The sequence below is a fragment of the Bradyrhizobium sp. Ses1 genome (assembly GCF_059512365.1).
Map to the genome: position 1 here is coordinate 55,757 of NZ_JCAMOQ010000026.1, position 14,774 is coordinate 70,530.

At 66.1% G+C, this 14,774-nt stretch carries 12 protein-coding genes and 1 tRNA gene; 5 read left to right on the forward strand and 8 right to left on the reverse strand.

Annotated elements, in window-relative coordinates:
- Positions 1-160 precede the first annotated feature (160 nt).
- Both AC5ZG5_RS26625 and AC5ZG5_RS26630 read right to left on the reverse strand, forming a co-directional pair.
- Positions 161-1,570, reverse strand: coding sequence for an adenylate/guanylate cyclase domain-containing protein (locus AC5ZG5_RS26625; RefSeq protein WP_456644710.1), 1,410 nt, complete (start codon positions 1,568-1,570; stop codon positions 161-163).
- 46 nt (positions 1,571-1,616) lie between these two features.
- On the reverse strand, positions 1,617-3,002 hold the full coding sequence (locus AC5ZG5_RS26630) for a cytochrome P450 (protein WP_456644709.1): 1,386 nt from the start codon (positions 3,000-3,002) through the stop codon (positions 1,617-1,619).
- A gap of 251 nt (positions 3,003-3,253) precedes the next feature.
- Between AC5ZG5_RS26630 and AC5ZG5_RS26635 the strand changes: the two genes are divergently transcribed.
- Entirely contained in the window at positions 3,254-4,945 is a 1,692-nt protein-coding gene (locus AC5ZG5_RS26635; protein WP_456644708.1) for an MFS transporter, read from the forward strand.
- 30 nt (positions 4,946-4,975) lie between these two features.
- On the opposite strand, the gene AC5ZG5_RS26640 is transcribed toward AC5ZG5_RS26635, so the two are convergent.
- Positions 4,976-5,200, reverse strand: a complete 225-nt coding sequence (locus AC5ZG5_RS26640) for a hypothetical protein (protein WP_456644707.1) — start codon at positions 5,198-5,200, stop codon at positions 4,976-4,978.
- Positions 5,201-5,456: 256 nt separating this feature from the next.
- Between AC5ZG5_RS26640 and AC5ZG5_RS26645 the strand changes: the two genes are divergently transcribed.
- The gene (locus AC5ZG5_RS26645) at positions 5,457-6,506 is read left to right on the forward strand and encodes a polysaccharide deacetylase family protein (protein ID WP_028165202.1); all 1,050 of its coding nucleotides are present in this window, start codon (positions 5,457-5,459) and stop codon (positions 6,504-6,506) included.
- Between the two features lie 97 nt (positions 6,507-6,603).
- Here AC5ZG5_RS26645 and AC5ZG5_RS26650 read toward each other — a convergent pair.
- The 4 genes from AC5ZG5_RS26650 to AC5ZG5_RS26665 all read right to left on the reverse strand — a co-directional run bounded on the left by AC5ZG5_RS26650 (position 6,604) and on the right by AC5ZG5_RS26665 (position 10,683).
- Positions 6,604-6,679, reverse strand: a tRNA-Thr gene (locus AC5ZG5_RS26650).
- Positions 6,680-6,769: 90 nt separating this feature from the next.
- The gene (locus tag AC5ZG5_RS26655; protein ID WP_456644706.1) at positions 6,770-8,551 is read right to left on the reverse strand and encodes a heme biosynthesis protein HemY; all 1,782 of its coding nucleotides are present in this window, start codon (positions 8,549-8,551) and stop codon (positions 6,770-6,772) included.
- Positions 8,552-8,558: 7 nt separating this feature from the next.
- Positions 8,559-9,833, reverse strand: coding sequence for a COG4223 family protein (locus AC5ZG5_RS26660; RefSeq protein ID WP_456644705.1), 1,275 nt, complete (start codon positions 9,831-9,833; stop codon positions 8,559-8,561).
- Positions 9,834-9,945: 112 nt separating this feature from the next.
- On the reverse strand, positions 9,946-10,683 hold the full coding sequence (locus tag AC5ZG5_RS26665; RefSeq protein ID WP_456644704.1) for a uroporphyrinogen-III synthase: 738 nt from the start codon (positions 10,681-10,683) through the stop codon (positions 9,946-9,948).
- 134 nt (positions 10,684-10,817) lie between these two features.
- Between AC5ZG5_RS26665 and tsaD the strand changes: the two genes are divergently transcribed.
- The 3 genes from tsaD (at position 10,818) to AC5ZG5_RS26680 (ending at position 13,486) form a co-directional block, all read left to right on the forward strand.
- Positions 10,818-11,891, forward strand: a complete 1,074-nt coding sequence (tsaD, locus tag AC5ZG5_RS26670; RefSeq protein WP_456644747.1) for a tRNA (adenosine(37)-N6)-threonylcarbamoyltransferase complex transferase subunit TsaD — start codon at positions 10,818-10,820, stop codon at positions 11,889-11,891.
- Between the two features lie 198 nt (positions 11,892-12,089).
- Complete coding sequence (locus AC5ZG5_RS26675; RefSeq protein WP_456644703.1) at positions 12,090-13,070, forward strand: NAD(P)H-dependent glycerol-3-phosphate dehydrogenase; 981 nt, start codon at positions 12,090-12,092, stop codon at positions 13,068-13,070.
- A 2-nt stretch (positions 13,071-13,072) separates the two neighbouring features.
- Positions 13,073-13,486, forward strand: a complete 414-nt coding sequence (locus tag AC5ZG5_RS26680) for an EVE domain-containing protein (RefSeq protein WP_130226288.1) — start codon at positions 13,073-13,075, stop codon at positions 13,484-13,486.
- A gap of 93 nt (positions 13,487-13,579) precedes the next feature.
- Here the strand turns inward: AC5ZG5_RS26680 and AC5ZG5_RS26685 are convergent, their stop codons facing one another.
- Entirely contained in the window at positions 13,580-14,728 is a 1,149-nt protein-coding gene (locus tag AC5ZG5_RS26685) for a DNA topoisomerase IB (RefSeq protein ID WP_456644702.1), read from the reverse strand.
- Positions 14,729-14,774: the final 46 nt, after the last annotated feature.

A 14,774-nucleotide genomic window follows, 5' to 3' on the forward strand; every position in this document is an offset into this window, starting at 1 on the left:
CAATCGCGCCGGTTCTGCGGCCTGCATTACGTTTAGGCAATCTGGGCGCCGGTAAGGCCGATTTCGCCGTCATTGCGAGCGGAGCGAAGCAATCCATCTCACCACTTGCGGAAACATGGATTGCTTCGCTTCGCTCGCAATGACGGTTGAGGCCAGCGGATCACGGTATCTCGTACACCACCATCTTGTCGGCGATGCCGCGCAGTGCCGCTTCCTTCTGGATCGGCCGGATCTCCGCATTCCTCAGAATGGAGAGCACTTCCGGCGAATCGATCACCGGCGCAGTGATATGAATTTCCTGCTGGGTCGACAGGCTCTGAACACGCGCGGCGATGTTGACGGTCTGGCCGAAATAATCCTGCCGCTCGTTCAGCATCACCGCGAGGCAAGGACCTTCGTGAATCCCGATCTTGACGATCAGGTCCTCTTTGCCGCGCTCATCGTTGAGCTTCTTCATCGCCGCGCGCATGCGTAGACCGGCGGCGAGCGCATGTTCAGGCTTGATGAAGGTCGCCATGACGGCATCGCCAATGGTCTTCACCACGGCGCCGTGCTCGGACGCGATGATCTCGAGTAGCGCATGGAAATGCGCACGCACGAGATCGAAAGCGGCGAGGTCGCCGACCCGCTCATAAAGCGCGGTCGAGCCCTTGAGATCCGTGAACAAAAAAGTCAGCGAGGTGATCTTCAATCGCTGGTCGACGTTGAGATTGTCGGCCTTGAAGACATCACGGAAGGTCTGGTTGCTCAGCATCCGCTTCGCGGTGAGGATCGGCTTGCGCCTGCCCAGCATCTGGTGCAGCGCGTCGCCGGCAACCCAGACCGATGGCAGCACGCGGACGCCGGCCTGGTTTTCCAGCGAAAGTCGCAATGGCCCTGGCCGCAGCACCGTCGTGCCGGTCGGCGCCTGCAGCTTATTGTAGACGACTGAAAGCTGCTGGCGATCCGTGGTCGGCTCGCCCTGAATGTCAAGGAAGTGGGCCGAATGCGTCACCGGCTCAAATACGATGACGTACTGGCTGGGCAAGTTCAGCGACAGGATCGCCTTCTCGCCGGCGGGCAGTTCGAGCGCTTCAAGCGTCGCTTCGTTGATCAGGCGCGAAAACGATTCGTCGTTGATGTCGACACCCGAACTCCAGAACATCTGCCGCACATAGTCCCAGAGCGGCAGCGTGTTGGGATCGTGCGCGCCGATGCGGCGGACTCGCGGGCTGACCGTGAAGGCGACCTCGACCATTTCGTCGACCGAAGCCTCGTAGCCGGCGGCGCAGAGCGCACAATTGTAATCGTCGTGACGCAGCGATTTCAGCGTCGAGTGCGCATCGAGCACCCCGCCACAGCCGGGACAGAGCACGTTCCAGCTCATGTCGAACAGGCCGAGCCGTGACGAGTGGAGGAAACCGGAAATGACCTTTTCCTCGTCGAGCCCGGTACGCCCGGCGAAGTCCAAAGCGTTGATGCGGTTGAGATCGCGATCATCACCCTCGGCAATCAGCCGCGCGATTTCGTCGACGACGGCCGGATCGGCCGTTTGTTTCAACACAGCAAATTGGGCCTGGGTATCGCTCATGGCGCAACCTTAGATGAGATGACCCGCGCCGAAACGCAAGGTCTGGCTATCTCGGCTTGATCGTGAAGATCGGCGACCGGTCAGGCTGGGTCGTCACCACCCCGACCGGCATCACCGGCTGCCTGTCGACCAGCGAGATACGGAAGGCGCCGATCAGCTTCGCCAGCGCCAGCGTCGCCTCGACAAGCGCGAAATGCGCGCCGATGCAGACCCGTGCGCCGACACCGAACGGTAGATAGGCAAAGCGATCGGGCGGCGTGCCGGTCATGAAACGCGACGGCACGAATGCCGCCGGATCGTGCCAGAGCTTCTCATGCCGGTGCAGCAGCCATGGCGCGATCATCACCACGTCATGCTTCTTCACGGGCATGCCGGCGATCGTATCCGCCCCCGCTGCGGCGCGCGCGATCAGGAAGGCCGGCGGATAGAGCCGCATGGTCTCGTCGATGACGGCGCGGGTGAATTTCAATCGCTCGATCTCGAGTCCACCGCTTGCGGCGACCGCCTTCACCTCGGCGGCAAGCTCCTCCTGCGTCGCCGGATCGAGCGAAAGCAGATAGAGCGCCCAGAACAGCGCGGTCGCGGTCGTCTCATGGCCGGCCAGGATCATGGTCGCGATCTCGTCGCCGAGCTGCGCGTCGCTAAAGGCCTGACCGGTCTCGGGGTCGCGTGCAGCAACCATCAGATCGAACAGATCGCGCGGCGGCGCATCGCTGGTCTTGCCGGCGGCGCGGCGCTCCGCCATCAGCATGGCAACGAACGCGGTCCAGCGCTTGCGGAAGCGGGCGCGCGCAAAATCCTGCGGGCTCGGCCAGCTCAAAGGCAGCAGCATGTCGAGGAAGCGCGGCCGTGCCAATCGCTCGCCATATTCCACGACGAAATCGCGCAAGATGCCGCCGTGGCGATCCATGCCGAACGAGAACATGGTGCGGCCGGCGATCTCGAGCGTCATCTGCTGCATCGTCTCGCGAAGGTCTACCGGACCATGGCTCGCGGCCCTGAGCTTTGCGATGGTCTCGTCGGTCACGGCCACCATGTGCGGCACCAGCGTCGTGATCGCGCGCGGCGTGAAGGCCGGCGCGAGCGTGCGGCGCTGATGTTTCCAGGCACGGCCCTCGGCGATCAGAAGACCTTCGCCAAGCATCGGGCGCAACACCCGGAAGGCGGCCGGCGTGCGCGTATAAGTCTCGTAATTGTCGACCAGCACATGCCTGATCGCATCGGGCGTGTTGAGGATGAAGCTGCTGCGGCCGAAGAAGCGGCCGCGGACGATCTCCTCCTCATAGGCGCGCTGGCTCCAGCTTGCGATCGGGCTGCGGCTGATCAGCGTCATGCGCCTGAAGGCGGACAAATCGTCGGGCGCCCGTGGCGGAGCCGGCGGCACCAGCCGGTTTCGCGCAAGCGGCAGCTCGTAGACTTCGGCCATGCTCATGGTGCTCGCTCCAGTCTCGATCCACCCACTCTACGCTCTCCATCCGGGGGTGATGAAGACGTAAAACAGCGTTCTCGGGGAGAGTTCGCCGAACACGCGCATTTGTTACCTCGCCGACCGCTCCTCGCTCCCAAGCCGTGTTTTTGCGGAACGGAAATGACAGCATGACGACTGGACAATGCGGGCGTTTGACGGGCATCACTCGGCGGCCGGAATCAGCCAGCCAACCAACAGAGGACCACGGAACCACCATGACAGCATCGCCGCGACGCCCGAGCCCTGCCTCCGACGGCATCTTGGCGCCGCTTCGGCATTCAGTGTTCCGGCGCATCTGGCTGGCGAGCCTGCTCTCCAACCTCGGGATCCTGATCCAGGGGGTCGGCGCCGCCTGGGCGATGACGCAGATGACATCTGCGGCCGACAAGGTGGCGCTGGTGCAGACCGCCCTGATGCTGCCGGTCATGCTGATCTCGATGCCGGCCGGCGCCATTGCCGACATGCACGACCGCCGGATTGTGGCGATGGTGTCGCTTCTGATCGCGCTGGTCGGCGCCACGGTTCTGACCGCACTGGCTTGGCTCGACCTGGTGACACCGAATATCCTGCTCGCGCTCTGTTTCATCGTCGGCAGCGGCATGGCGCTGTTCGGCCCGGCCTGGCAGTCCTCGGTCAACGAGCAGGTGCCGCCCGAAACGCTGCCCGCCGCGGTGGCGCTGAACGGCATCAGCTACAACATCGCCCGCAGCTTCGGGCCGGCGATCGGCGGCATCGTGGTCGCAGCCGCGGGCGCGGTGGCCGCCTTTGCGCTCAACGCCCTGTTCTATCTGCCGCTCCTGATCGTGCTGTTCCTCTGGGACCGCGTCAGCGAGCCGTCGCGGCTGCCGCGCGAGCGGCTCAACCGCGCCATCGTCTCGGGCATGCGCTATATCAATCATTCCCCGTCGATCAAGATCGTGCTGACGCGCACGCTGGTCACCGGCATCATCGGCGGCTCGGTCTCCGCGCTGATGCCGCTGGTGGCGCGCGACCTCTTGCATGGCGGCGCCCAGACCTACGGCATCATGCTCGGCGCCTTCGGCATGGGCGCGGTGCTCGGCGCCCTTAATATCGGGGAGGTGCGCAAGCGGATGAGCGGCGAGGCGGCGGTGCGCGTCTGCGCGATCTCGATGGCGGGCGCGATCGCCGCGGTTGCGATCAGCAAGCTGGCGGTGGTGACCGCCGCGGCGCTGGTGCTGGCCGGCGCGGTCTGGATGATGGCGATCGCGCTGTTCAATATCGGCGTGCAGCTCTCGGCGCCGCGCTGGGTCGCCGGCCGCTCGCTGGCGGCGTTTCAGGCCGCGATCGCCGGTGGAATCGCGATCGGAAGCTGGGGCTGGGGCCGGCTCACCGATGCCGCCGGCGTCGAGATCGCGCTGCTGGTCTCCGCCGCCTTGATGCTGCTGTCGCCACTGCTGGGACTATGGCTCAGGATGCCACCGGTCGGCGCCCGCAATGAGGACGCCACCGAGATGCTCGCGGATCCCGAGGTCCGCATGCCGCTCACGCCGCGCAGCGGGCCGCTGGTGGTCGAGATCGAGTACCGCGTCGCACAAGAGAACGCGCGGGCCTTTCACAATGTGATGCTGGAGGTGCAGCTCAGCCGGCAGCGCAACGGCGCCTATGGCTGGTCGATCGCGCGCGACATCGCCGATCCCGAATTGTGGACCGAGCGCTATCACTGCCCGACCTGGCTCGATTACCTGCGCCAGCGCAACCGCGCCACCCAGTCCGAGCGCGAACTGCATCTGAAGGCGATCGCCTTCCATCTCGGTCCCGAACCGATACGGGTGCGCCGCATGCTGGAGCGTCCCTTCGGCTCGGTGCGCTGGAAGGACGAGACGCCCGACCCCGGAGCCACCGAAGTATTGCCCGTCGTCGCGACGGCGGCCGGCAGCAGCACCTGACCCCTTGCCGTCATTCCGGGGCGCGCGCTGCTACTGCCCATGCGTGGTCAGCGTCTGCTGGCAGGCCTTGGTGAGGCGACCGCGGTGCTCTTTCAGGCAGGCCAGCACAGCATCATCGCCCTTGTCGAGATACGCCCGGCAGAACCGCGACGCGTCGCGTGTGCAAGCTTCCCGCCCCTGCTGCTGCTGCTGCTGCTGCGCCGAGGCCGCGGACGCCGCCAGAAGCAGCGGAATGACGAACAGCAATCTGGTCATTTCTCAAGCCTTCGTATTGGCAATAGGCAGGACAACGGCGTGCTATGTTGTTTTCGCACTCCGGAAAAAGGTTCAAACGGCGGCACCCGCGGCTCGGTTCCGACCAAACGTCGCGGCGCGCCGTCTGTGACGGGCGTCACGCAGAACAACGGCCTAATTTTCTTCGGCAAAGGCAAGCGCGTTGGGATCGCGTTAAGACCTCGTTGGCACTAATGGATCGTTACGAGCGAGCCCCGAGTTTCCCAAGAGAGTAGCGATGCGTAATCCGATAGGCCTGATGCTGGCCGTTGTTGTTGCGGCGGTCGTGATCGCCGGAGTGTGGTTCTGGACTGCCGCGCCGCGGGCCGATGCGGCGCCGCCGCAAACCGTCGCCGCCCGGCCGGCGGATTCGCTGCCCCCAGCCGCCGCGAAATCGGCCGCCAAGGACGATGTCGAGACCACCGCCACGGTGTCGAAACAGGCGGCTGCCGCGCCGGCGCCCGCCCCTGCTCCCGCGCCGGCCCCGATGCAGGCGAAATCGACCTGCACCAATCCCGATGCGCTCGGCGTCAGCCGCACGGTCGTCATCGACACCACCGGCGGCCCGGGCTTCGGCTTCCTGCAGTACAAGCAGTTCGACTTCCTGACCGACAAGGAGGTCGTGCTGACCTTCGACGACGGCCCGTGGCCGACCACGCCGGCGGTGCTGAAGGCGCTCGCGGACGAATGCACCAAGGGGCTGTTCTTCCCGATCGGCCTGCACACCACCTATCACCCGGAGATCCTGAAACAGGTCGCCGCCGCCGGCCACACCATCGGCTCGCACACCTGGTCACACGCGCATCTCGACAGCAAGAAGCTGACGGAGCAGCAGGCCAAGGATGAGATCGAGAAGGGATTCAGTGCCGTGAAGATGGCGCTCGGGGCCGCGCCCTCGCCGTTCTTCCGCTTCCCCGCGCTCGCCCATACCCAGGCGACGCTCGGCTATCTCGGCTCCCGGAACATCGCGATGTTCTCCGTCGACGTCGATTCCCTGGACTTCAAGTCCAGCTCGCCTGACCAGGTGATCCAGACCGTCATGACCAAGCTGGACAAGCAGGGCAAAGGCATCATCCTGATGCACGACCTGCAGAAGCACACCGCGCAAGCCCTGCCGACGCTGCTGCGTCGCCTGAAGGCCGGCGGCTACAAGGTGGTCCAGATGAAGGCAAAGGAGCCGCTGGAAACCCTGCCCGAATACGACGCCCTCATGGTCAAGGACATGAAGGTCCCGGCCGTGAGCGCGCGTCCGCTCTCAAGCGTGGTGCAGACGGTGTCGCAGCAGTAACCGATTAAAGAACGCTCCCTTTCGTCTCATGGCCGGGCTTGTCCCGGCCATCCACGTTTTTGAGGGCGCTCGGAAATATCAAAAATGCTTTGAGCGATGGTGCCGCAAGAGGGACTCGAACCCCCGACCCCGTCATTACGAATGACGTGCTCTACCAACTGAGCTATTGCGGCGAACCGTTCGGCAACTTAGCCAGAAAGCGTGCGCACTGATATCGGGCGTAGCCCCGATTGGCAAGGTTGACGCGGCCATTTGACCGCGTCTCAGCTCCCCCAGCGGGACAGAAATCCGCGCCAGCCGCCGGCCTGGGCCTTTGGCGGCCCGATCTGCTCGGAAAATTCGTCGCGGGTGCCGTCTTCCTCGATCCCGGGATCGTCGGGGGCGCGGACGATGGGAATTACCGCCGGAATCGGCGCCGGCGGCGTCTTGGGGATGTCCTGGCGGTCGCGGAACAATGGCGCCACCGCTTCGGGCGATGATTCGGCTCGGGCCGGCTGTGGAGCTGGCGGGGCGGATGCCGTCACCGACGGGGCGGCGGGCGCTGGTTCCACCGGGGCCGGGGATGCGGCCGGCGGCGTGTTGTCCTGCGGGGCGGGCGGCGCTGCTTCAACCGGTTTTATGATGTCGACCGGCTTTTCGGCCACTCGCTCGAGCGGTTTCGCGGGCGGGGCGGGCGGGGCTTCCTTCGGCAGCTCGATCCGCTTCGAGGCGAGCATCGCTTCCTCGAACGGCGAGGATTCGATCGCCGGGCCCTTGTCGGACGGGAGCGCGGCGACCGGGGTCTGCCACTGGAAGGCATCGAGCCGGCCGGTAACCGGCGAGACCGGCCGCCAGCGGTCGCTGACATAGCCGTCCGCGGTCCAGGCCGGATCGTGCAGCGCGCGCACCGCGCGCAAGGTCCAGGCGCGGGCCCGGCCGCTGTCGCCATGCTCGGTGCGCTCGATCTCGGCCATCAGCAGCGCCACGCGCTGGGTCGGTGCGGCGATGAACGGCGTCAGCGCCTCGCGTGCCTTGGCGAATTCGGCGGCGTCGATCGCCGCGCGCGCGATCGCGAGCGCGCCCTCGATATTATCAGGCGTCTTCGCCGCCAGCGTCTCGACCCGCACCAGCCGCTGCCGCGCGGAGTCCCCGAGCTTCACATGCGCATAGGCATCGGCGAGCTCGGGATGCGGCTGCGACAGCCACGCGGTCTCGACGATCTTCATCGCGCGCCGAACCTGATGCGCCTCGCTCTCATATTTGGCGGCAAGCGCCGCGGCCGGGATCAGCGTCGGCGCGAGCTTGATCGCCTCCATCACGCTCTCGCGCGACAAATCGCGGTCGACGGTCTCGAGCTCCAGCGCGCGTGCGGTGAGCAGCACGCCGCGCTGCCGCCGATAGGTCGCCTTGTCGATCAAGCCGGAGCTCTGGTTGTTGTCGAGGATCGAAAGCGCGCCGGCCCAGTCGCCCTTGGCGCAGCAGAAGCCGAGCACGGCCTGCGAGGCCCATGGCGAGGACGGCGAAACCTTCAGCGCCTCTTCCGCGATCATGACGGCGGCGACCGCATCGTCCGAACGCTGCGCCTCGATGAACAGGCCGCGCAGGCCCAGCAGCCGCGTATCCTCGCGCTCGGCCATTGCGCGGAATGCGCGCTGCGCCCCCTCGCGATCGCCGTCGAGCTGCGCCGATTGCGCATGGAGGAGAAGCGTCAGCGGATCGCTGCCGGCGTGACGCCGCGCGGTTTCCGCATGGTGCCGGGCCGCCGTCGAATCGCCATGGCCGATCGCGAGCAGCCCTTGAGTGATCGCATGACGGCCACGGGCATGACGGCGCTCGCGCCGGCCGCGCCGGATGCGGGCCGGCACCCGCCACAGCCAGGACAGGATCGACCAGACGATGACGGCCACGACCGCGACGATGCCGAGCCCCAGCGCGAACACGGGCAGCGTGGTTACCGCGCGCCCGCCGCCCCAGGACAGCACGACATCGCCGGGCTGGTCGGCGACCCAGGCCGCGCCGGCCGCGGCAAGCGCGATCAATACGAGAAACAGAATGATCCGGATCATGGAGAACCTACTGTCCGGCCTTCGCGAGCCCAGCCATGGCGTTGTCGGCAAATGTTCGCGAGGCCGCCAGGGCCGCGGCGCGCGCTTCGACTTTTTCGAGCCACGCTTGCGCCGCCGTGCGATCGGCGGGCGCCAGCGTCTTCAGTTCGCGCTGCGCCTCGCCGAGATCGTTGCGCAGTGCGGCCTGGGTGATGCGCGCAACCACGCTGCCGCGATCGGTACCCGTCGCATCGGTGCGCTCGATGCGCACGAGCTTGGCCGCGCCGGCCTGCAGGCGATCGACGATGCCGGTGCCGGTGGTGGCCGCGGCCGACGGCGGGGGCGGCGCAAGCCTTGGCACGATCTCGAGCAGCTCGCGGCAGAGCGCGCCGGCGCTCGGCACGCCGGAGGCCGCGAACGTATCGAGCGGCTTGAGCACGTCAGGATTTTCCGCAAACTGCCTGGCGGCGTCGAGCGGCGCTGCATAGGCATCGCCGTGGCGGACCGCGAGATCGAGCAGCGATGCGGCAACCACGCGGCGCAGCGGCAGATCGTCAGCGAGCTTTGCATCGGCTGCGCCCACTTCCGCGATCTTGTTGCCTTGCTGGGCGAGCTCAGCCGTTTGCTTCCGTACCGCGCTCTCGATTCTTGAAATCCGATCGTTGACTGCTGACAGATCCGGCGTGGACGCGGACCGATCGCCTGGCATCGATTTCACCTGATCGATCGCCGTGGCCAGCTTCTCCGATTGCGCACGTGATGCCGCAAGTTCGCCGCGCAGCGCATTCGCGGATTTCTCCAGCCCGTCGATCCGCGCGGCCAGCGCCTGATCGCTTGAAGCCTGCCTGCCGATCTTCGCTTCGACGCCTGCGACGCGCCCCGTAAGCTCGTCGATAGCGCCGGCGCTAAGCTGCGGCACAGGCGGCTGCGCCGGTTGTACCGCGGGCCAGCCGAGCAACCAGCCGACGCCGATCACCAGCGCGGCAGCGACAGCGCCCGAAACAGGCGCAATCACCCAGGGCGAGATCGGCCGAGGCGGAGGTTCGGCGGAGGAGGGTTCCGGATCCGGCGCGGCTGCAGCCGTCTCCATCGCAGGCTCGGGTTGCGGCGCCGCCTCGGCGGCGGCCGCTTCACCGCTCACATTTCCGCTATCCGCCTGAGCGCTATCCGTGTTCACGGAATCCGTCCTGGGCGGTTCGCTCGACACCTCGGTCGCCTTGAGATCGATGGTTGGCGGCGCGCGCCGCGACCGGGCGGAGGAATCCGCCGCCGATTCGGTGTCTTCGGGCCTCTCATCGACCATGCAGCGGTTCCCTTGACTGTTGATACGCCGAAACCGGGAAAGCCAAGACTTTACCAGAACGAGACTTTACCAGAATAAGACTTACCAGAATCGGACCGTTCTCTTAAGCCAATCAGGGCCGCAAAGCACGCCTCAGGGTTTCGAACAGGGCATTTTCGTCCGGCGAGGCGGCGGTGACGACCTGGGTGGCTCCGGCTTCGCGCAGGACCGCGGCAACAGCAGCCGAAATGCAGCAATGCGGCAGCGCCAGGGCCGATATTTCGAGGCCTTCAGCCCGCGCCGCATCGAGAAACGCCCGCGCGCTGCGGCGGGAATAATGCAGCACGGCCTCGATACCGCCCGCCATGAAAGCGTCACACACCGGACGCGGCAGTCCCGCCACCGGGCTCATCCGGTATGTCGTGCGGGTTATGACCGTAAAGCCGGCTTCGCCCAGCTCGCCGGCGAGATCGCGCGAAAGATCGGCGCCCGCGAGATAAAGCAAGGTTGCCGCCTTTTTCAGTTTCTTCGCTTTCCTGTGCGCCCGCACGAGCTCATAGAGTGCGGTGGCATCCCCGTCGGCGCTTGCCACCTCGCCAAATCCGGCCTCGCGGGCCGCGGCGGCGGTATGCTCGCCGACCGCAAACAGCGGCAGGCGAAGCAGCGCATGGCCGGCGAGCTGGGGCGCAGCGGCGCGCAGCGCGTTGGCGCTGGTGACGATGACAGCGTCATAGTCCGCGGCATCGTCTTCCTGGAACGGCAGCACCTCGAACCGCAGCACCGGTGCGAGCAATACCTCAAAACCCAGGCTGCGCAGGCTATCGGCAGTGGCCTCACCATCTCCTTGCGGGCGCGTGACAAGAACGGCCATTTTCAGGCTTTCGGGAGCGACATTTGGGGCAGAACCGACGATTGCACGCTGTGACCTCACAATGCTACCGAGTGACGGAACGGAAGATAGCACGCGAAATAGCACAAGGACCGAACTTGGGTAACGACACGCCGATGCTGGTGTTGGGTATAGAGACCACCTGCGATGAAACCGCAGCCGCTGTGGTCGAGCGCCAGAGCGACGGCAGCGGACGGATTCTGTCCAACATCGTGCGCTCGCAGACAGAAGAGCATGCGCGCTTCGGCGGCGTGGTGCCGGAGATCGCCGCGCGCGCCCATGTCGACCTGCTCGACGGTATCATCGATCGCGCCATGAAAGAGGCTGATGTCGGCTATGCGCAATTGTCCGCCGTCGCTGCTGCCGCAGGTCCTGGCCTGATCGGCGGCGTCATCGTCGGCCTCACCACGGCAAAGGCGATCGCGATGGTGCACGACACGCCGCTGATCGCGGTGAACCATCTGGAAGCGCATGCGCTGACGCCGCGGCTCACCTGCGCATTGGCGTTTCCTTATTGCCTGTTCCTGGCCTCCGGCGGCCACACCCAGATCGTCGCCGTGGTCGGCGTCGGCCAGTATGTGCGGCTCGGCACCACCGTCGATGACGCCATGGGCGAGGCCTTCGACAAGATCGCAAAGATGCTGTCGCTGCCCTATCCGGGCGGGCCGGAGGTGGAACGCGCGGCAGAGGGCGGTGACGCCACGCGCTTTGCATTTCCGCGGCCAATGCTCGGCCGTCCCGACGCCAATTTCTCGCTGTCGGGCCTGAAGACCGCCGTGCGCAACGAGGCGAGCCGACTGGCGCCGCTGGAGCCGCAGGATGTCAGCGACCTCTGCGCCGGTTTTCAGGCCGCGGTGCTGGAATCGACCGCGGACCGGTTGAGCGTCGGTTTGAGATTGTTCCAGGAGCAATTCGGTCCGCCCCGCGCGCTCGTCGCGGCCGGCGGCGTCGCCGCCAATCACGCGATCCGCGGCGCGCTGCAGGATGTCGCCGCCAAGGCGCAGACGACGCTGATCATTCCGCCGCCCGCACTCTGCACCGACAATGGCGCGATGATCGCCTGGGCCGGCGCCGAGCGGATGGCGCTCGGCCTCACCGACACAATGGACGCGCCCCCGCGCGCCCGCTGGCTGCTCGACGCCAACGCCAAGGCGCCCGCGGGCTACGCCAACACCCGCGCGGGACTCTGAGATGTTTGAAGGATCACGCCGCAGACGCCGTGCCACCTCGCCCCGCTTGCGGCGAGAGGTCGGATTTGCGCGTAGCGCAAATCCGGGTGAGCGGGAGCCTCCGCGCACACCTCACTTTGCGGATTCGCGGAGAGCAGCCCCTCATCCCAACCCTCTCCCCGCAAGAGCGGGGAGAGGGAGTTCAGATGAGTCTGCCTGATGCCGGCGCATCAATCTGTTGGAGTGATAGGCGCGGGCGCGTGGGGCACGGCGCTCGCGGCCGTCGCGGCGCGGGCCGGTCGCGATGTCGTGCTCTATGCGCGCGACGCGGCGCACGCTGCGCAGATCCAGGCGACGCGCACCAATCCAAGACTTCCCGGCGTGCCTCTCGACTCCAGCGTCAAGGTCACCGCCGACATTGCAGCGGCTGCCCGCACCGATCTCATCCTCGTCGTAACCCCCGCGCAGCATTTGCGTGCGGCTGTCATGCATCTGGCGCCCCGACTTGCAGAGGCGACGCCCGTCATCGCCTGCGCCAAGGGCATCGAGCGCGGCACCCACAAGTTCATGACCGACGTGATTGCGGAGGCCGCACCCGATGCGACGCCGGCGATATTGTCGGGACCAAGCTTCGCCGACGATGTAGCGCGCGGGCTTCCAACAGCGGTGACGCTGGCGACGAGAGATGAATCCCTGGCGAGCGCGCTGGTGCAGGCGCTGGGGTCGCCGACCTTCCGGCCCTATCACACGACCGATGTCCGCGGCGTCGAAATCGGCGGTGCCGCCAAGAACGTGCTGGCGATCGCGGCCGGCATCGTGGCTGGCCGCGAGCTCGGAGCGTCAGCGCTTGCGGCACTGACCACGCGCGGCTTCAGCGAACTGGCGCGGCTCGGACGTGCGTGCGGCGCACGCGCCGAAACCTTGGTGGGACTGTCCGGCCTTGGGGACCTGATCCTGACCTGCTCCAGCCCGCAGTCGCGCAATTTCGCGCTCGGCATTGCGCTCGGCCGCGGGGAAGAGCCGCCAGCCGGCAAGCTTGCCGAAGGCATGTTCACTGCACCGGTGCTGATCGAGCTTGCGGCTTCGCAAAATATCGAGATGCCGGTATCAAATGCGGTGGCAGCGATCCTTACCAGGCAATTGACGATCGATGCCGCGATCGAGAGCCTGTTGACGCGGCCATTCAAGGCGGAGGGATGATGATGGCGTATTGGCTGGTGAAATCCGAACCGTCGACCTGGTCCTGGGACCAGCAGGTAGCGAAGGGCGCCAAGGGCGAGGCCTGGACCGGCGTGCGCAACTTCACCGCGCGCCAGAATCTCGTCAACATGAAGAAGGGCGACAAGGCCTTCTTCTATCACTCCAACGAGGGCAAGGAGATCGTCGGCATCGCCGAGATCATCAAGGAGGCCTATCCCGACCCGACCGACAAGACCGGCAAATTCGTCTGCGTCGACATCAAGGCCGACAAGCCCTTGAAGACGCCGGTGACGATCGGAGCGATCAAGGCCGAGGACAAGCTCGCCGACATGGCGCTGGTCAAATATTCGCGCCTGTCGGTGCAGCCCGTGACCGCGGACGAGTGGAAGATCGTCTGCAAGATGGGCGGACTGTAAGCCTCGTCATTGCCGGGCTTGACCCGGCAATCCATCTTTCAAAGACTTTTTCTTGATAGATGCGCGGGTCAAGCCCGCGCATGACGAATGTCGTCAAACCGCCGCTGCGGTCACCACCTGCGCCAATAGCTGCTCGCGCTTGGCTTGCGTTCGATAGCCTTTCATGGTCGCGGCGAAACGCTCCAGGATGCCGTCCTCGAAGGCGGTGACGATGGTGTCGTGGACATAGCTCTTGCGGCAGATCGCGGGCGTATTGGAGAGTTCATCGGCCGCCGCGCGCACCGCTTCCAGCACCTGCTTCTTGCGGCCGCGGGCGCTGGAGGCCGGCGTGATCCGCGACAGCGATTCCAGCACGACGGCGGAGGCCATCAGCGTGCGAAAATCCTTCAGCGAAATCTTGATACCGGCGATCTCGCGCAGGAACGCATTCACCGCCGTGGTCGACGCCGCACGGACGGTGCCGGACCTGTCGCGATACTGGAACATGCGCTTGCCCGGCACGCTCCGCAGGATGCCGATCGCGCGCACCAGCTTGGCCGCGTCGCATTCCTTGCGCACGGCCTTGCCGCCCTTGGCCTTGAAGGTCAGGACCACGCAGTCGTCCTCGAGCGTGACGTTCGACTTCAAGAGCGTGGTGGCGCCGCGGGTGCCGTTGAGCCGCGCATAGGATTCATTGCCGGGGCGTATCGCCGTGCGCGCAATCAATTCGATCACCGCAGACAGCGCAAATTCGCGCGTCGGCTCATCGCCGGACAGATATTTCGAGACGTTGCGCCGGATCTTCGGCAGCGCCCCCACCAGCTTTGCCAGCCGATGCGCCTTGCGGTGCTCGCGGACCTTCTCCCAGTCGGCGTGATAGCGGTATTGCAGCCGTCCCGCGGCATCGCGGCCGATCGCCTGCAGATGCGAACTCGGATCGTGGGAGTAGCGCACCTCGCGATAGGCGGGCGGCACCGCCATCGCGTGGAGGCGACGGATGGTCCGGGCGTCGCGGATGTGCGAGCCGTTGGCGCGAACAAATGAATAGCTCTTGCCGCGCTTGACACGCCGGATGGTGAGCAGGGCCTGGTCGCCGAGCTTGAGGCCAAGTTCCGCAGCCAGTTCCTTCACCGAGCCCTTGACGGTGATCTTCTGCTTGGGAGTGGGCAGCTTGGTCGGCCATTGGCCCAGCGCTTTCGCCAGCGGCAGGGTCGGATCGGCGGAAACGGGCCGCGTAGCCACAAAATTCTGCTGATCCATCATGACCGTTGACGCCTTGCTCCACTGGTTTTCGGTAATGCCGATTTTT